This is a genomic window from Nitrobacter sp. 62-13 (assembly GCF_001896955.1).
Taxonomy (GTDB): Bacteria; Pseudomonadota; Alphaproteobacteria; order Rhizobiales; family Xanthobacteraceae; genus Nitrobacter.
In genome coordinates this window covers 15,980-32,050 of sequence record NZ_MKRN01000079.1, presented here as the reverse complement: position 1 = coordinate 32,050, position 16,071 = coordinate 15,980, and the positions used below count along the sequence as shown (strand labels likewise).

Here is a 16,071-nt window from a genome sequence, read left to right as displayed (position 1 = left end):
GGGTCTCGAAGCCGTTCATGGCTTTCTCCGCGCCGGGAATCTCCATCGCCGCGACCAGCACCAGATTTTCGATCCGGATGCCGAAGGCGTCACGTTTATAGTAGCCCGGCTCGTTGGACAGGATCATTCCGCGCTTGAGCTGTGTGGTGCCGAGTTTCGAAATCCGCGCCGGACCTTCATGCACTGACAGATAGCTGCCGACGCCGTGGCCGGTGCCGTGCTCGAAGTCGACGCCGGCCTGCCAGAGAAACTGCCGCGCCAGCGTGTCGAGCTGCGCGCCGGTGGTGCCGTCGGGAAACACCGCGCGCGCGATGGCGATGTGGCCGCGCAGCACGCGGGTGAAACGGTCGCGCATCTCGTCGGTCGGTTGGCCGATCGCGATGGTGCGGGTGACGTCGGTGGTGCCGTCCTCGTATTGCGCGCCGGAGTCGATCAGCAGCAGGTCGCCGGGCGCGATGCGGCGGTTGCTCTTGCGGGTGACGCGATAATGGACGATGGCGCCGTTCGGCCCGGTGCCTGCGATGGTCGGAAAGGAAACGTCCTTCAACGCGCCGGTGTCGCGGCGAAAGGTTTCCAGTGCTTCGACGGCGTCGATCTCGGTCAGCGCGCCCTTCGGCGCCTCGCGGTCGACCCAGGCGAGAAACCGCGCCAGCGCCACGGCGTCGCGCTGATGCGCGCTGCGTGCACCCGCGATCTCGGTCGGGTTCTTCGCGGCCTTCAGCAGCGAGACCGGATCGTTGCCGCGCACCGGTTTGCCGCCGGCGCACGTAATCAGACGGGTCAAGGCATCGGCGGCGGTGGCGCTGTCGAGCCCGATCGATGCGCCCGATCTGGCCGTTGCGGTCAGTGCCTCGGTCAACGCATCCGGCTCGCACACGTCGGCGTTGCGTTCGAGATGATCGCGGCTCGTGTTGGAGAGTTTGCGGGAGTCGATGAACACGACAGGGCGGCCGTCCTTCGGCACCAACGCGTAGGACAGAGGCAGCGGGGTGTGCGAGACGTCGGCGCCGCGAATGTTGAAGGTCCAGGCCACCGCGTGGGAATCCGACAACACCGTCGCATCGACGCCGAGCTTCTTCATTTCGGCGCGGATGCGCGTCAGCTTGTCGGCCTCGGTCTCGCCTGCGAACCTCGCGTCATGGATCGTGACCGGGCCGAGCGGCGGCGCGGGCCGATCGGTCCAGATGCTGTCGACCGGATTGCTCTCGACGGGGATCAGTTCGGCGCCGGCTTTCGCGCAAGCCTTTGCGAGACGCTCCGCCGCCGCCGTAGTATGCAGCCAGGGATCGTATCCGACCCGGTCGCCGGCACTGAGATGCTCCGCCAGCCAGCTTTCGGGAGGCGGGTCGACCAGCGAAACGATGCTCCAGGCGTGAGTATCCACCTGTTGCGCCGCCTGCAATGCGTAGCGGCCGTCAACAAACACGGCGGCTTCCTTGGCGAGCACGACGGCGAGGCCGGCCGATCCGGTGAAGCCGGTGAGCCATGCCAGCCGCTCCTCGGAGGGCGCGACATATTCGTTCTGCTGCTGGTCGGCGCGCGGAATCACGAAGCCGGTCAACTGCCGCCGGTGCATCTCCTCGCGAAACGCGGCGAGGCGGGCGGTGAGCGCGACGCCGCCTTCGGGATCCTCGAAGGTCTGGAAATGGGCTTCGAACATTCTTTCGGCATCATAGGATCGCGAGGATGGCTACGCAACGCGGCGATGCATCCGACGGTCCGGCTAGGCCGGGTCCAGCGGAGCGGGACGGGCTTAGCCTCGATTCTGCATCAGCAGGCTGCACCATCCGTCGATCCGCATCTGCCGGATCAGCACCAGCCCCTGCGCCCGGTAGGCCGCGATCACGCCGCGGGTCTGATGCGGCAGCAGCCCCGACAGGATCACCATGGCCTCGGACGCGAGATGAGTTGCCATGACCGGCGCCATCTGCCGCAGCGGATTGGCCAGAATGTTCGCCAGCACCAGATCGAATGGCGCGCGCGTCCGCAACAGCGGCGCGGAAAAACCGGTCGCGCAGATCGACCAGACAAGATCGCCGACGCCGTTCAGCGCGGCGTTCTCCTTCGCCACGATCGCCGAACGCGGATCGATGTCGCTGGCCAGCACGTTCAGATGCAGCGCCTTGGCCGCGGCGATGGCGAGAACACCGGTGCCCGCGCCGAGATCGAGAACCCGTCGCGGCATCTTGCTGCGCAGCACCTGATCGAGCAGCAGCAGGCAGCCGCGGGTCGTGCCATGGTGACCGGTGCCGAATGCCAGCGCGGCCTCGATCTCGATGCCGAGTTTATTTGGCGGGACGCGTGCGCGGTCATGCCGGCCGTGGACGACGAAGCGCCCGGCCGGGACCGGCGCCAGACCTTCGAGGCTGGCCTCGACCCAATCCCTGGCGGCAACCGTATCGAAGACAACGGTTTGCGCGACGGCATCGCCGGCGACCAGCGTCACCTGCGCGCGGATTCGCTCTTCATCGGGCGGGGTGGCGAAGTGCATCGAAACGCCCCAGCGGCCGTCGCTGCGTTCGAATGCGGCGACCGCAAGCTCGCCGTCGTCGAGTGTCTCGGTCAGGAGGTCGACTACCCGCCGCGCGACCTGCTCCTCGCCGATGGCGAAGGTGGCGCGACTGGTCGCCGGCGTGACGGTGTTGGTCATGGACGTCCGACGAACAGGGTCAGGATCCGGCCGGGGCCCAGGTTCTGGCGATAAGATAGCCGACGCCATAAGCCGGCCCGGCCACCATGAGCACGGCGATCGCCATGAGAAGCCAGCCTTTCAGAATGCCGGCCCAGCCGCCCGTTTGCCAAAGCTCTTGGGGCCCTGGTTGCGCATAGGCCCAGAACGACCACGAGGCAGCGAGGGCCAGATAAATGTCGAAGGTGTTCAATGATGTGCCGAGGTAACCTCCGACTATCGGGATAACGATCGTGAGAAAGACCCGGCCAAGAATGTTCAGCACACCAACCCCCAGTTACCTGCCTGCTTTGCCAAACATTTGCTTTGGCACAAAGCGGCAACTTATAGCGTTTTCGAGCCACATGGGTACCGGTTCGTGTGAAGAAAACGCGTTAAATCAAAATCATAGAGTCTCGCGACCGGGTCGGTCAGACGTCTGAAACGCGATGGACCACCCCGGATCGTCCCATAAATCCCGAACCGCCGTTGCGCGATTTTCCGGGTTGTTTTCAACATGTTATCAACAGGATATCCACAAGATATCCACAGGCCGGGCGGCGGGTTATCAAGCTTTCGGGCGGGATTTCGCTGTTGCAGAACAAGAGATGCATGAGGGCTTGGGCAGCGCAGTGCCCGCGAGGGTTAATTCCCGGTAGCTCTTGTGTCCAAATCACAGCGAAATCGCGGCGAGGTTTGTTAGAGTTTTGTCGGTATCGATGCTCCCAAGCAGAATGCGGGGGCGTCATGGAAGGCATCGACGAGGTCGAGCCGACCGGAGGAACATCCGGGATCGCGGCCGAGGACATTATGTGGGCGTTTGGCATCAGCGCCATCGTGCTCGGGCTCACGCCGTTGATGGCGGTCTATGTGCTGCTGGTCGCGTGAGCGGTCAAAGCGTTTTCGAGCGAAGTGGATACCGGTTCGCGTGAAGAAAACGGATCAAATCAAAAATCATGAGCCCCGCTTCTGATTTTATCAGACGCGGAAAGGCTCTAATGGCGGGCGAACAGCGCCCGGTGATCCCGCAGGATCGCGCGCGCCGCGTTGTGGCCGGGTGCGCCGGTGACGCCGCCGCCCGGATGCGCACCGGAGCCGCAATGGTAGAGACCTTTCAGCGGTCCCCGATAGTCGGCGTGCCCCAGCATCGGCCGGGCGGAGAACAACTGGTTCAGCGTCAGCGCGCCGTGGAAAATGTCTCCACCCAGCAGTCCGAATTCGCGTTCGAGGTCGAGCGGAGACAGGATCTGGCGGCCGATCACGCTGGCGGCAAAGCCGGGCGCGTAGCGGTCGACGGTTGCGATCATGAGGTCGGCGACCTCGTCGCGGTGGTCGTCCCAGGATGCGCCGTCAGGCAACTCCGGCGCCACGTGCTGGCAGAACAGGCTCGCGACATGGCGGCCGGTCGGGGCGAGTGAATCATCGATCACGGATGGGATCAGAACCTCCACCACCGGTTCGCGGCTCCAGCCGAACCGCCGCGCATCCTGCCAGGCGCGGTCCATGTAGCCGAGGCCGGGCGCGATGATGATGCCGGCGCTGAGATGGTCGCCGTCGCCCGGCAAGGCCGAGAAGGAGGGCAGGGCGGAGAGCGCCACGTTCATCCGGAACGTTCCGGAGCCGTTGCGCCAGTTCTTGATGCGATTGAGAAAAGCGGGGTCAAGCGAGCCGGCGGGCAGCAGCCGCGTGTAGAGCAGCTTCGGGTTGACGTTTGCGGCGATATATCTCGCGCGGACCGTCCGTCCGTCATCGAGAACGACACCCGTCGCGCGGCCACGCTCGACAACGATCTCGCTTACACCGGCTCCGGTCTCGATCTCGGCGCCGCGTTCGCGAGCGGCCGTGGCCATCGCCTGGGTAATCGCGCCCATGCCGCCGATGGCGTGACCCCAGACGCCCTTCTTGCCGTTCACTTCTCCAAAGGCATGATGCAGCATTACGTAGGCCGAGCCGGCTGCGTAGGGGCTGGCGTAGTTGCCGACGACGGCGTCGAAGCCGAACAGGGATTTCACCAGATCGGTTTCGAAGCGGTCGTCGAGTATGTCTCCGGCTGATCGTGCAAAGAGATCGAGCAGGTTGCGCTGCTGCTCCAGCGTCAGGCCGCGCAGGATTCCGACTGAGCCGATCGCGTTGGCGAATTCATGCGCGGCGTTGAGGCCAAAACTATCGATGAGGTTCGGCGGTGCGCGCAGCACGAACTGCCGAATCACGTCCGCGATCTCTTCCAGTTCGCGCATGAAACCGGCGATCGCGACGGCATCCCGTTCGCTCAGGCTGGCGACCGACGCAGCAGTGCGGCCCTCGCCGGTAAGGATATATTGGCCGTCGGGGGCGGGCAAAAAATTCTGGGCTCGGCGCTCGACGATCCGCAGGCCGTGATCATGCAGCCGCAGGTCCGCGATGACTTTCGGATTGAGCAGGCTGACGGTGTAGGCCGCGACCGAATTACGGAATCCGGGATGGAATTCTTCCGTCACGGCAGCGCCGCCCACCACCTTGCGCCGCTCCACGACCCTGACCCGCAGTCCGGCCATCGCGAGATAAGCAGCGCAGGTGAGCCCGTTATGGCCTGCGCCGATGATGACGACGTCGGTATCCGGCATAGTCCGCTTCGATCGATACGGGACGGCGACGGTCGTAGCGGTCAGTCGCCGAAGTCCGTGAACAGGCCCCGCGGTCGATAAGGCCGCGGCGCGTACACCTGTGGCGAATAGGGTTGTGCATAACCGTAATCGGCTTGATCGCTGCCGTTGTAATACTGCTGGGGAACGTTTCGCGCATCGCGGAGGCGGCGAGAACTACGCGGCGCAGGATAGCGCTGATCGCTGGAACTGCCGTCCGCCGGATAGATATAACCGTCGTCGCGAACGGCCGCTTGCGGCTGCTGACTTGGGACGATCCGCCCCTGCGTCAGATCGACCGGATTTCCGACGGCGTCATAAGATTGATCGCCCGGCGGATTGCGACGGGCGACATCGGTTTTGCGCTTGCCGCGGGGATTGCGCGCCAGTGCGACGCGCGACGATCCGATCAGTTTGACGGTAGTATTGAGGACGCCTTCTTTCTGAACCAGCGCATAGAGGGTCGATGCATTGGCGCGCGATATGCGAACGCAACCATGCGAGACGGGAACGCCGAGGCTGCCTTCGGAAAACGTGCCATGGATGGCATGACCGATCTTGGTGAAAAAGATCGAGTGCGGCATCGGAGCGTCGTCGAATTCCTTGGAGAAATGATCGGCTTCCATACGGAAAGCTTGAAAGCTGCCGTTCGGCGTTTCGTGGGACGGATTTCCGCTCGAGACCGGCCAATGATAGCGCTCGACGCCGTCGACGGAGACGGTCATTTGCTGATTGTCCTTGTCGACAAGGATCGACACCTTCGCCTGAGCGGCGCTGACGGCGCCAAGGAGTAGCAGACCGGTGACGGGAATAAGAAATCTACGCATTTTACCTGGGCCTCGGATGCAGCCTGACGTCCCCCGTGTCCTATATGCGCTCAAAACGGTTCTGCTTCCAGTAGCGGATTGTATCATGGTCAAATCTCGAAGCGGCATGACCAAGGCCAAGACAGGGCCGAAAAGTCACGAAAGGGAAATTCGGTAACAAGCAACCGCGGCCCGTCGCGATTCTGGAACTTTTGGAACACGATCGCGTTATGACGGCGTCAATCCATTCGATCATGGCCCGTTCGCGGCCGAGCCAGCAGAGGATACACATGAAGACCAGAACCGCAGCATTGCCGACGACAGCTTCAATCCGCCTTCAGTTCGCGGCGGCAGCCGCAGCAGCCGCTCTGGCCCTTTTTTCCATTCCACATCTGGCGCACGCGCAAGGCGTCTTTGGAGGCATGGAGCGTGGTGCGAACCAGGGTGCGCGTGAAGGCAATCGTGCGGCTGGTCCGGTTGGCGGTGCGATCGGTGGTGCGATCGGCGCCGGCGTCGGTGGCGCGGTTGGCGGTGTCAAGGGCGTGCTTGGCATACCGGATCGCGGGCCGCGTCGTGGGCATCGGTGCCGCGGCTATTGGCGCCACGGCCATTTCCACTGCTATCGATAAGAGTATTTTTTGAGAATAAGACGCGGTCCGGGGCAAACCGGGCCGCGGTCTTTTGTGAATCCGCATAGCAGGCTCAGCTTTTCAGCCGATAGCCGGTCCTGAAGATCCACCACACGACCGTCATGCAGATCACGAGAAAACTGACCGTCATGCCCATGCTCACGGACAGGCTGACGTCGGCGATTTCGTAAAAGCTCCAGCGGAAGCCGCTGATGAGATAAACCACCGGATTGAACAGCGCGACCGTCTGCCAGTTCGGTGGCAGCATGCTGATTGAATAGAAGCTGCCGCCGAGGAATGTCAGCGGCGTGATGATCAACATTGGAATCATCTGCAGCTTCTCGAAACCGTCGGCCCAGATGCCGATGATGAAGCCGAACAGGCTGAAGGTCACGGAGGTCAGGACCAGGAACGTCAGCATCCAAACCGGATGATGGATGTGCAGCGGCACGAACAGGCCTGCTGTCGCCAGAATAATCAGGCCGAGGATGATCGACTTGGTCGCGGCCGCCCCGACATAGCCCAGCACGATTTCGAAATAGGATACCGGCGCCGACAATATTTCGTAAATGGTGCCGATAAATTTCGGGAAGTAGATGCCGAACGACGCATTGGTGATGCTTTGCGTCAGGACCGACAGCATCACCAGCCCCGGCACGATGAAGGTGCCATAGCTGACGCCCTCGACCTGGGTGATGCGCGAGCCGATCGCCGCGCCGAATACCACAAAATAGAGCGATGTCGACACCACGGGAGACACGATGCTTTGCAGCAGCGTACGCCAGGTCCGTGCCATTTCGAACCGGTAGATTGCTTTCACAGCCCCGAGGTTCATGTCAGGCCCTCACCAGGCTGACGAAGATCTCTTCCAGCGAGCTCTGGGTGGTGTCGAGATCGGAAAACCGGATGCCGGCGGCTCGAAGATCGCCCAGCAGGCTGGTGATGCCGGTATGTTCGCTCCGGGTGTCGTAGGTGTAGATCAACTCTTTGCCGCTTTCGGCCAGATCGAGATTGTAGGCGGCCAGTGACGAGGGTAGGGCATCGACCTTGCCTTGCAGGTGCAGCTTCAGCCGCTTCTTGCCGAGCTTCTGCATCAGTGCTGTCTTTTCCTCGACCAGGATGATCTCGCCCCTGTTGATGACGCCGACACGGTCGGCCATCTCCTCGGCCTCTTCGATGTAATGCGTCGTCAGAATGATCGTGACACCGGACGCTCGCAGCGTCCGCACCACATCCCACATGGCCTTGCGCAACTCGACATCGACGCCTGCGGTCGGCTCGTCGAGAAACAGGATTTGCGGCTCATGTGACAATGCTTTCGCGATCATCACGCGCCGCTTCATGCCGCCGGACAGCGTGACGATCTTGTTGTCCTTCTTGTCCCACAACGACAGGTCTTTCAAAACCTTCTCGATATGAGCCGGGTTCTTGGGCTTGCCGAACAACCCGCGGCTGAAACTGACGGTGGCCCAGACAGTTTCGAACGCGTCGGTATGCAGTTCCTGCGGCACGAGACCGATCAGCGAGCGGGTCGCCCGATAGTCGCGCTGGATGTCGTGGCCGTCCACCAGGATCTGTCCGATGGAGGGGTTCGTGATGCCGCAGATGATGCTGATGAGTGTCGTCTTGCCGGCGCCGTTCGGACCCAGCAGCGCGAAAATCTCGCCCCGGTTGATGTCGAGATTGATCGTCTTCAGCGCCGTGAAGCCGGATGCATAAACCTTCGACAAACCGGAAACGGAAATAATGGGTGACATGCAGGTTTGATACGCTGTGAATGAAAAGCAGAAATGGGATTAGCGACACCGGCTGGCGGCGGGATGACAGTCCGGGTCAAGAGATAGGAACACGCGTGTTGTTTCGCAATCGGCTACACGCGCTCGACGAAACTATCGACCACCTTTTTCTCGCCGGCTTTGTCGAAGGCGATGGTCAGCTTGTTGCCGTCGATCCGCGTTACCTTGCCGTAGCCGAACTTCTGGTGAAAGACCCTATCACCCGTTGAAAAGGCGGACGCCGTGCCGGTGGATTTGGCGACCAGCTCGCCTTCGATGGTCATCGGCGCGCGCTTCGAATTCGACCGGCCTGCATATGCCGCGCCGGCCTCGTTGAAACCGCCGCGGCTGCGATTGGCCTGCGCGCGCTGCCAGCCTGGCGTCGAATAACTCGAGCCGAAGGATTCCATGTTGTCGAAGCGGGACGGACCGTAGCCGCCCGTTCCGCCCCAGCCCGAGCCGCCCTTCGATTCCGTGATCTCGACATTTTGCGCGGGCAGTTCGTCGAGAAAGCGGGATGGGATCGTCGTCGACCATGAGCCGTGAATGCGCCGGTTGGTGGCGAAGTAGAGTTTCGCGCGACGGCGCGCCCGCGTCAGGCCGACATGGGCGAGGCGGCGTTCTTCCTCGAGCCCGGCGCGTCCCTGTTCGTCCAGCGCGCGCTGATGCGGAAACAGTCCTTCTTCCCAGCCGGGCAAAAAGACGTTGTCGAATTCCAGTCCCTTGGCGGAATGCAGAGTCATGACCGAAACCGCATCCTCGTCCGCGCCGCCATCGCGGTCCATCACCAGCGAGATGTGTTCGAGAAAACCTTGCAGGTTCTCGAACTCCTCCATCGAGCGCACAAGTTCTTTGAGATTCTCGAGCCGGCCGGCGGCGTCGGCCGAACGGTCTTTCTGCCACATCTCGGTGTAACCGCTCTCGTCGAGCACGATCTCGGCCAACTCCGTGTGTGGCAGGGTCTCGCGCTGTGCGCGCCAACGATCGAAGCAGTCAAGCAGGGCGCGCAGCGAGCCGCGCGCTTTCGGCTTCATCTCGTCGGTGTCGACGACGGCGCGCGCGGCCTCGCTGAGCGGTATCCGCCGCTTGCGGGCAATCTCGTGCAGCATCTGCACCGTGGCCTCGCCCAGGCCGCGTTTGGGCACGTTGACGATGCGCTCGAAGGCGAGATCGTCGGCCGCCGAGTTGATGAGGCGCAGATAGGCGAGCGCGTCGCGGATTTCGGCGCGCTCGTAGAAGCGCGGACCGCCGATGACACGATAGGGCAGCCCGAGCGTGACAAAGCGGTCTTCGAATTCGCGCATCTGGAACGAGGCGCGCACCAGAATCGCGATCTCGTTCAGCTTTTCCCCGGCACGTTGAAGCTGTTCAATCTCCTCGCCGATGGCGCGGGCTTCCTCTTCGGAGTCCCAGGAGCCGGTGACGGTGACCTTTTCGCCGTCGACGTCCTCGGTGCGTAGCGTCTTGCCGAGCCGGCCCTCGTTATGTGCGATCAGATGCGAGGCGGCGGCGAGGATATGGCCGGTGGAGCGGTAGTTGCGCTCCAGGCGGATCACCTTGGCGCCCGGAAAATCATGCTCGAAGCGCAGGATGTTGTCCACTTCGGCGCCGCGCCAGCCGTAGATCGACTGGTCGTCGTCACCGACGCAGCAGATGTTTTTCTGTCTCAGAGTCTCGACCGGTGCTGACGTTCCCTCTCCCGCAAGGGGAGAGGGAAGTGGAGTGCGTGTCGGCGCCTGCGACAGCAGCCGCAGCCACAGATATTGTGCGACGTTGGTGTCCTGATACTCGTCGACGAGAATGAATTTGAAGCGGTTCTGGTATTGCCGCAGCACGTCCGGATGCTCGCGGAACAGGCGGATGTTCTCCAGCAGCAGGTCGCCGAAATCCGCGGCATTGAGGATTTTCAATCGCGCCTGGTAGGCGGCATAAAGTTTGCCGCCGCGACCGTTGCCGAACACGGCCGCTTCGCCTGAGGGCACCTGCGCCGGCGTCAGGCCGCGATTCTTCCAGCCGTCGATCAATCCCGCGAGCATCCGCGCCGGCCAGCGCTTGTCGTCCACGTTGTCGGCTTGCAGAAGCTGTTTGAGCAGGCGAATCTGGTCGTCGACATCGAGGATGGTAAAATCGGATTTGAGCTGCACAAGCTCGGCGTGTGTGCGCAGAATTCTCCCGCCGATGGAATGAAAGGTGCCGAGCCACGGCATGCCTTCCACGGCTTGCCCGAGCATCTGGCCGAGCCGCTGCTTCATCTCGCGCGCGGCCTTATTGGTGAATGTCACGGAGAGGATTTCGCCGGGGCGGGCACGGCCCTGGCTGAGGATGTGCGCGATGCGGGTCGTCAGCACGCGGGTCTTGCCGGTGCCTGCGCCGGCCAGCACCAGGACCGGGCCGTCCAGCGTTTCCACTGCGTCGCGCTGTTCCGGATTGAGTCCGGCGAGATACTGCGGCGTTGCGGCGGCGCGCGCACGCGCAGCGATGCCGCCGGCGGCAGGCCGGTGCTCTGGAACGTCGCGATGGATCTGTCTGTTCGGCTCGGTCATGCGAATCGTCTTCTCCCCACGATGGCACCGCGGGGCGGCGAAAGGGAGCCTTCTTAGCAGGATTGCGTGGATATATAGGGACGATGACGTGTTTGCATCGGTTTTCCGCCGAGTGCATCCCGCGATTCTGTGCCGGCCATCGCCGTTTTGTTCCGTAAAAACCTCCATCCCGCCACGGGGAACTATTGTTTCGGGGGCGGATTGTTTTCTCAGGCGCGGGCGCCGAAAGCACGGAGATCAAGTCATGTTGAGCTGGGTCGTGACATTTCTGATTATCGCGCTGATTGCCGGTATTCTCGGCTTCGGCGGTATTGCGGGTGCATCAATAGAAATCGCCAAGATCATTTTTTTCATAGCTTTGATCCTGTTTGTGGTTTCTGCGGTGGTCGGACTCTTGCGGGGCCGTCGCACCGGCGTGTAGCGATAGCTAACGGGACCGCGAGGGCATCGCGATTTGCCGGCCGATGCCCTCGGGACGTGCGACCGGTTCGTGAGCATCAGCGACGGTCTTAATGCGCGCACGAATATCAGGCGGAAACGGCGCGACCTTGCGAGCGGCCATATCGACGTGAAGGGTCATGTTTTCGGACGTCGCCGACAGCCATCCTTCGCTCGCATGCCGCAGTTCCTCGAAGATGTGCAGACGCTTGTCGTCGGCAGCAATCAGCAGAACGGACACCCGCACCGGGTCGTCCAGATGAATTTCTCGCAGATAGCGCACGTGACACTCGGCGGTGAAGGTCGAGCCATTGCGCGTTTCCATGTAATCGGGCCCCAGTCCAAGCTCCGCCCAGAACTCGTCGAGCGCCCGGTCGAACAGGACATTGTAGTAGGCCATGTTGAGATGGCCATTGTAGTCGATCCATTGCGGCTCGATCCGCATGATGGATGACTGAAACAGTTGCGACGGGCGGTCTATGGCAGTGGCTGGCGTGCCCTTCATTCTCGTTTCCTGCTTTTGTCGGATCACTTCTTCTTCCGTTGGCGCGATGTGAAGTCCCGGGTCGCTGCGGGAACCGACCCGATCGTCGCTGCTACTTCGCCACAGTTAGCCATATTATACGATGTTGATCGGCTCGTTTTGGCTCGGTCTTGCAGGCTTGGGATCGATACGGCAGTCTTGGGCCTCTGGCACGCGTCCGCAGTCGCGACGGAAGCGGAATTTGATTTTGCCGGAACGTTTCAGGGGGAGACACCGTGCAGACTACGCTGCTCGGCCTGGCGATTGCATTCATCGTCGCGCTCGTCGCCGCGCTGATCGGGCCGTATTTGATCGACTGGAACCGCTTTCGGCCTCAATTCGAGGCGCAGGCGGCGCGCGTGATCGGCGCGCCTGTTCGAATCGAGGGTGGGCTTGACGTCCGGCTGCTCCCGTCGCCGTCGTTGCAGCTTCGTTCGGTGGTGGTCGGAGGGCCGAATGATCCGGGCAAGGTGCGCGCCGGCAATCTCGGTGTCGAATTCAGCCTGGGTTCGCTGATGCGGGGAGAATGGCGCGCGACCGAACTGACGATCAACGACGTAGGGCTTGACCTCGGCCTCGATACTGGCGGGCGGATCGATTGGCCTCTGTCGTCACAATCGTTCAATCCCGGTTCGGTTTCCATCGACCGGTTGAACCTCACGGGCCGCGTGGCGCTTCATGATGCGGCCAGCCGCACCACGCTTGAATTGAGCGACATCGCTTTCAGCGGCGATGTCCGAGCCGGAGCAGCCGTTCGCGGCGACGGCAATTTCGTGCTGTCAGGCACGCGCTATCCATTTCGGGTATCGTCCGGGCCGGTGAGCGATGGCGAGGCCAGCCGTGTGCATGTCACGATCGACCCTGGAATGCACGCTGCATCCATCGATCTGGACGGAATCTTGTCATTCGATGAGCGAACGCCGCATTTCGAGGGCGCGGTAACTCTGGCGGGCGCTGCCGAATCCGCCGGCAAGAATTTTTCCGGCGATCCGTCTCAAAGGCCGTGGCGTGTGTCGGCCAGGGCCAAGGCTGCCCCGAGCGGTGCGCGGCTCGAGCAGGTCGAAGCGAGCTACGGTGCGGGTGAGACTGCGCTGAAGCTCGCGGGCGTCGGCGACGTTCGTTTCGGCGCATCGCCCCGGATTCACGCCGAATTGTTTGCACGTCAGCTCGATGCCGATCGTCTGTTAGGCAAGGACGCGCCTGCGACGACGTTATCTGCGCTGCAGGGTGTTCTGACGAAAATTCCACAAGCTCCGCTGGCCGCCGACATCGGAATCAGTGCCGACCAAATTATGCTGGGCGGCCGTCCGCTACAAAATTTCGGCATTGACTTACGCGGCGACCCCGCATCGTGGACCGTCAGCCGACTGGAATTCCGCGCGCCCGGCACAACGCAGGTGGTGCTTGACGGTCAGATCGCACAGCCCGGGCCATCGGCCCAATTCAAGGGTGCGCTCGACGTTGCGTCGGCCGATCCCGATGCGTTTGTCGCCTGGCTGCAAGGTCGCGGCGAAATCGTCCGTCAAAGCCAAAAGCGGTTGCGTCTGCGTGGCAATCTGAACGTTGATTCAGGCCAGGTTGCGTTCGATCAGCTCAGGGCCGATATCGAGGGCGGCAGCGTTGAAGGGCGGCTGGCGTTTATCAATTCGACGGCCGGGAAGGGTGCGCGCCTCGATGCTGAACTCAAAGCGGATCGTCTCGATCTCGATGCAACGACCAGTCTGGTCCGCGCGATCGCTGGCCCGCAAGCCGAATGGCCGGATGAGGGACACCTCTCATTGAACGTCGAAAACGCGATATCGGCGGGGCAGGAATTGCGTCCGTTCATCGCCAGATTGAGCTATGCAAACTCGGCAATCTCGCTGGAGCAATTGAAAATCGGCTCGCCCGGAGGCCTCTTGATAGAAGGGTCGGGTGCGTTCGACCCCGTGAATGCGACCGGACAGCTGGCGCTGAATGCGACATCGGCGTCGATTGCACAAATAACCGACCTGATTGCGCCAGTCGCGCCGACTGTCGCGGCGCGCCTCAATGCGATGCCGGCGGCTGCGGGAGGCGCGCAACTTCACCTTACGGCGAATGTCGATAAAAACCCCGCCGACGAAGACAAGGCTGAGGCCAACGCGAAGCTCCATGTCGATCTGCCGCAACTGAAAGGCACGCTGTCGCTGGTTGCGGCGCCTTCGCTTTCGGATTTGCGCTCGGCCAACCTTGATGCATTGGCGCGAAACGAGGTCACGCTCCGGACGAAACTGACGGGGGGGCGAGGCGGAGCCTTGCCGGCGTTGCTCGGTCTTGACCGGGTGATTGCAGTTGGCGACGGATCGGTCCTGAAAGCGACGGCGACGGGAGCATGGCATGCACCGATCCGGCTGAACGCGAAGATGTCGGGAACTGACCTGGATGCCGAAATCAAAGGAACGATGGAGCCATGGTCATCCGAGCGCAAGGCTGATCTCAATCTCGCGGTCCGCCGGGCTGATCTCGGACCGCTGCTGGATCTCAAGCCATCCGACCCCCGCGCCCGGAACGCCAGCCTGTCGTCGCATATCACGCTGGCTGACAGCAAAGTGGTCTTCCACGATCTCGACGGCGCGGCAGCGGGTGCTCGCATGCGCGGGCGCGTTGCGGTGGCCTTCGGTAAGGAAAACGTCGTCGAGGGCGAAATCGGCTTGGACGCGCTCGATCTGGCGTCGGCATTTGGATTTGTCGTCGGCACCGCGCGACACGATACCAAAGAGCCGCTGCGTGCCGGTCTGCCGGAAGGCTGGCGCGGACAGCTCGCATTCGAGGCGCTGCGCGCTACATTGCCGGGAGGCGTGGAGATACGGCCTGTCAGCGGCACCCTCAAAGGTGACGATCACTCCCTGACGTTCGATGCGATGAAGGGGAAGATCGGCAATGGTGATGCCACCGCGCGTCTTGAAATACGGCAAGCCACCGATGGTGTTGCCTTGAATGCGGACGTTCAACTCAGGAACATCGACGGTCCGGCATTGCATTACGGCAAGCTGGCGATGCCAGCCGGCCGCGCCTCGGCGCAGGTCACGCTTGCGAGTGAGGCCCGCAGCGCGTCCGCGCTGGCGGGAGCGCTGTCCGGCAACGGTCTTATCACGCTCGACCAGGCGCGTATTCCGGGACTCGATCCACACGTGTTCGACGCTGCGATCAGCGCAGGAGAGGGCGCTCCATCGGACGAGGCCAAACTGCAGCAGACCGTGGAGCGGTCTTTGTCGGTAAATCCGTTGGCGGTCGCATCGGCCCAGATTCCGTTCACCGTAAAAGATGGCCGCTTGCGCGTCAGCGCAACGACTCTGGAGGGTGACGGGGCGCGAGCCATCGTCTCCGGCGGTTATGACATCGCTGCTGATCAAGTCGATATTCGCGCCAGCCTTGCTTCAACCTCGGTGGGGTCTGCAAACGATCGTCCCGAAATTCAGATCTTTGCGGCTGGATCTCCCGACACGATCAGTCCAAGCGTTGATGTTGCCGCGTTGTCGTCCTGGCTGGCGGTCAAGGCGATCGATCGCGAAACCCGCAGGCTCGATTCGATCGAGCAAAGCATGCAGGTGCCCCCCAAGCCGCCTCCTGCTGCTCCGCCGCCCGTGACGGCGTCGCTTCCGGCTGCGCCGCTTCCGGCTGCACCGCCTGAGGTTTCGGCTGAGCCATCGGCGACGGATGACGTGCCCATCGCCAATGCGCCCGTGCCGAAGCGCGATCCGCGGTGGTCGCGCGCAAAAGCCCGGATGAGCATCCCCGCGCCGGCGGTGGCATCGCTTCCGGCCGCGCAGCCTGACGTTTCCGCTGAACCGTCGGCGACGGATGACGCGCCCATCGCCAATGCGCCCGTGCCGAAACGCGATCCGCGCCGGGTTCGCGCGAGGGCGCGGTCGGCTGTCCCGCGGCGTCCGGCGTCTCAGGCGTCGAGCGCCTCGGCGCTGCCATGGGTCGGGCGTCTGCCGTTGCCGATCCAGATCCGGCCTGCGCCGATTCCGAGGCCTGTTTCGCGCCAGCCGCTGGTGCAAAGGCCGCCGGCGTCGACCGCGCGACCGGCTCTTTGAGACTGGA

12 protein-coding genes and 1 pseudogene are annotated in these 16,071 nt (G+C 62.8%); 4 read left to right on the top strand and 9 right to left on the bottom strand.

Translation table 11 applies throughout. The annotated features are described in order from the left end of the window. From BGN91_RS07550 to BGN91_RS07540, 3 genes are all read right to left on the bottom strand, one after another. On the bottom strand, window positions 1-1,660 hold a 1,660-nt coding region (locus BGN91_RS07550), incomplete at its 3' end, for a M24B family metallopeptidase (protein WP_292611936.1). 93 nt (window positions 1,661-1,753) lie between these two features. Further along, on the bottom strand, window positions 1,754-2,650 hold the full coding sequence (locus BGN91_RS07545) for a 50S ribosomal protein L11 methyltransferase (protein ID WP_292611934.1): 897 nt from the start codon (window positions 2,648-2,650) through the stop codon (window positions 1,754-1,756). 19 nt (window positions 2,651-2,669) lie between these two features. After that, complete coding sequence (locus BGN91_RS07540) at window positions 2,670-2,954, bottom strand: hypothetical protein (protein WP_292611932.1); 285 nt, start codon at window positions 2,952-2,954, stop codon at window positions 2,670-2,672. A gap of 461 nt (window positions 2,955-3,415) precedes the next feature. Here BGN91_RS07540 and BGN91_RS07535 point away from each other — a divergent pair, with 461 nt between their 5' ends. Then, the gene (locus tag BGN91_RS07535; RefSeq protein WP_292611930.1) at window positions 3,416-3,556 is read left to right on the top strand and encodes a hypothetical protein; all 141 of its coding nucleotides are present in this window, start codon (window positions 3,416-3,418) and stop codon (window positions 3,554-3,556) included. Between the two features lie 107 nt (window positions 3,557-3,663). Here the strand turns inward: BGN91_RS07535 and BGN91_RS07530 are convergent. Both BGN91_RS07530 and BGN91_RS07525 read right to left on the bottom strand, forming a co-directional pair. After that, window positions 3,664-5,328: pseudogene (locus BGN91_RS07530) on the bottom strand (NAD(P)/FAD-dependent oxidoreductase); the annotation flags it as partial. Next, the gene (locus tag BGN91_RS07525; protein ID WP_292611929.1) at window positions 5,313-6,116 is read right to left on the bottom strand and encodes a L,D-transpeptidase; all 804 of its coding nucleotides are present in this window, start codon (window positions 6,114-6,116) and stop codon (window positions 5,313-5,315) included. The gene BGN91_RS07525 and the pseudogene BGN91_RS07530, both read right to left, overlap by 16 nt. 269 nt (window positions 6,117-6,385) lie before the next feature. Between BGN91_RS07525 and BGN91_RS07520 the strand changes: the two genes are divergently transcribed. After that, entirely contained in the window at window positions 6,386-6,724 is a 339-nt protein-coding gene (locus tag BGN91_RS07520; protein WP_292611928.1) for a hypothetical protein, read from the top strand. A 73-nt stretch (window positions 6,725-6,797) separates the two neighbouring features. On the opposite strand, the gene BGN91_RS07515 is transcribed toward BGN91_RS07520, so the two are convergent. From BGN91_RS07515 to BGN91_RS07505, 3 genes are all read right to left on the bottom strand, one after another. Further along, window positions 6,798-7,559, bottom strand: a complete 762-nt coding sequence (locus BGN91_RS07515; RefSeq protein ID WP_292611926.1) for an ABC transporter permease — start codon at window positions 7,557-7,559, stop codon at window positions 6,798-6,800. A 1-nt stretch (window position 7,560) separates the two neighbouring features. Further along, window positions 7,561-8,481, bottom strand: coding sequence for an ABC transporter ATP-binding protein (locus BGN91_RS07510; RefSeq protein WP_292611924.1), 921 nt, complete (start codon window positions 8,479-8,481; stop codon window positions 7,561-7,563). 113 nt (window positions 8,482-8,594) lie between these two features. Continuing rightward, window positions 8,595-11,042 (bottom strand): UvrD-helicase domain-containing protein, encoded by a 2,448-nt coding sequence (locus tag BGN91_RS07505; RefSeq protein ID WP_292611922.1) that lies wholly within the window; start codon window positions 11,040-11,042, stop codon window positions 8,595-8,597. A gap of 244 nt (window positions 11,043-11,286) precedes the next feature. On the opposite strand from BGN91_RS07505, the gene BGN91_RS07500 reads away from it, so the two are divergent. After that, window positions 11,287-11,463 (top strand): DUF1328 domain-containing protein, encoded by a 177-nt coding sequence (locus tag BGN91_RS07500; protein WP_292611920.1) that lies wholly within the window; start codon window positions 11,287-11,289, stop codon window positions 11,461-11,463. A 6-nt stretch (window positions 11,464-11,469) separates the two neighbouring features. Here the strand turns inward: BGN91_RS07500 and BGN91_RS07495 are convergent, their stop codons facing one another. Then, window positions 11,470-11,985: a thioesterase family protein gene (locus BGN91_RS07495; protein WP_292611918.1), complete on the bottom strand. Its 516-nt coding sequence runs from the start codon at window positions 11,983-11,985 to the stop codon at window positions 11,470-11,472. Window positions 11,986-12,239: 254 nt separating this feature from the next. Here BGN91_RS07495 and BGN91_RS07490 point away from each other — a divergent pair, with 254 nt between their 5' ends. Then, a complete protein-coding gene (locus tag BGN91_RS07490; protein ID WP_292611916.1) occupies window positions 12,240-16,064 on the top strand; it encodes an AsmA family protein in 3,825 nt (1,274 codons plus the stop codon). Window positions 16,065-16,071 lie beyond the last annotated feature (7 nt).

Coding starts and splice junctions, on each gene's coding strand:
- BGN91_RS07545 (WP_292611934.1), bottom strand. CDS start 2,650: ATGACCAACACCGTCACGCCGGCGACCAGTCGCGCCACCTTCGCCATC.
- BGN91_RS07535 (WP_292611930.1), top strand. CDS start 3,416: ATGGAAGGCATCGACGAGGTCGAGCCGACCGGAGGAACATCCGGGATC.
- BGN91_RS07525 (WP_292611929.1), bottom strand. CDS start 6,116: ATGCGTAGATTTCTTATTCCCGTCACCGGTCTGCTACTCCTTGGCGCC.
- BGN91_RS07520 (WP_292611928.1), top strand. CDS start 6,386: ATGAAGACCAGAACCGCAGCATTGCCGACGACAGCTTCAATCCGCCTT.
- BGN91_RS07515 (WP_292611926.1), bottom strand. CDS start 7,559: ATGAACCTCGGGGCTGTGAAAGCAATCTACCGGTTCGAAATGGCACGG.
- BGN91_RS07510 (WP_292611924.1), bottom strand. CDS start 8,481: ATGTCACCCATTATTTCCGTTTCCGGTTTGTCGAAGGTTTATGCATCC.
- BGN91_RS07505 (WP_292611922.1), bottom strand. CDS start 11,042: ATGACCGAGCCGAACAGACAGATCCATCGCGACGTTCCAGAGCACCGG.
- BGN91_RS07500 (WP_292611920.1), top strand. CDS start 11,287: ATGTTGAGCTGGGTCGTGACATTTCTGATTATCGCGCTGATTGCCGGT.
- BGN91_RS07495 (WP_292611918.1), bottom strand. CDS start 11,985: ATGAAGGGCACGCCAGCCACTGCCATAGACCGCCCGTCGCAACTGTTT.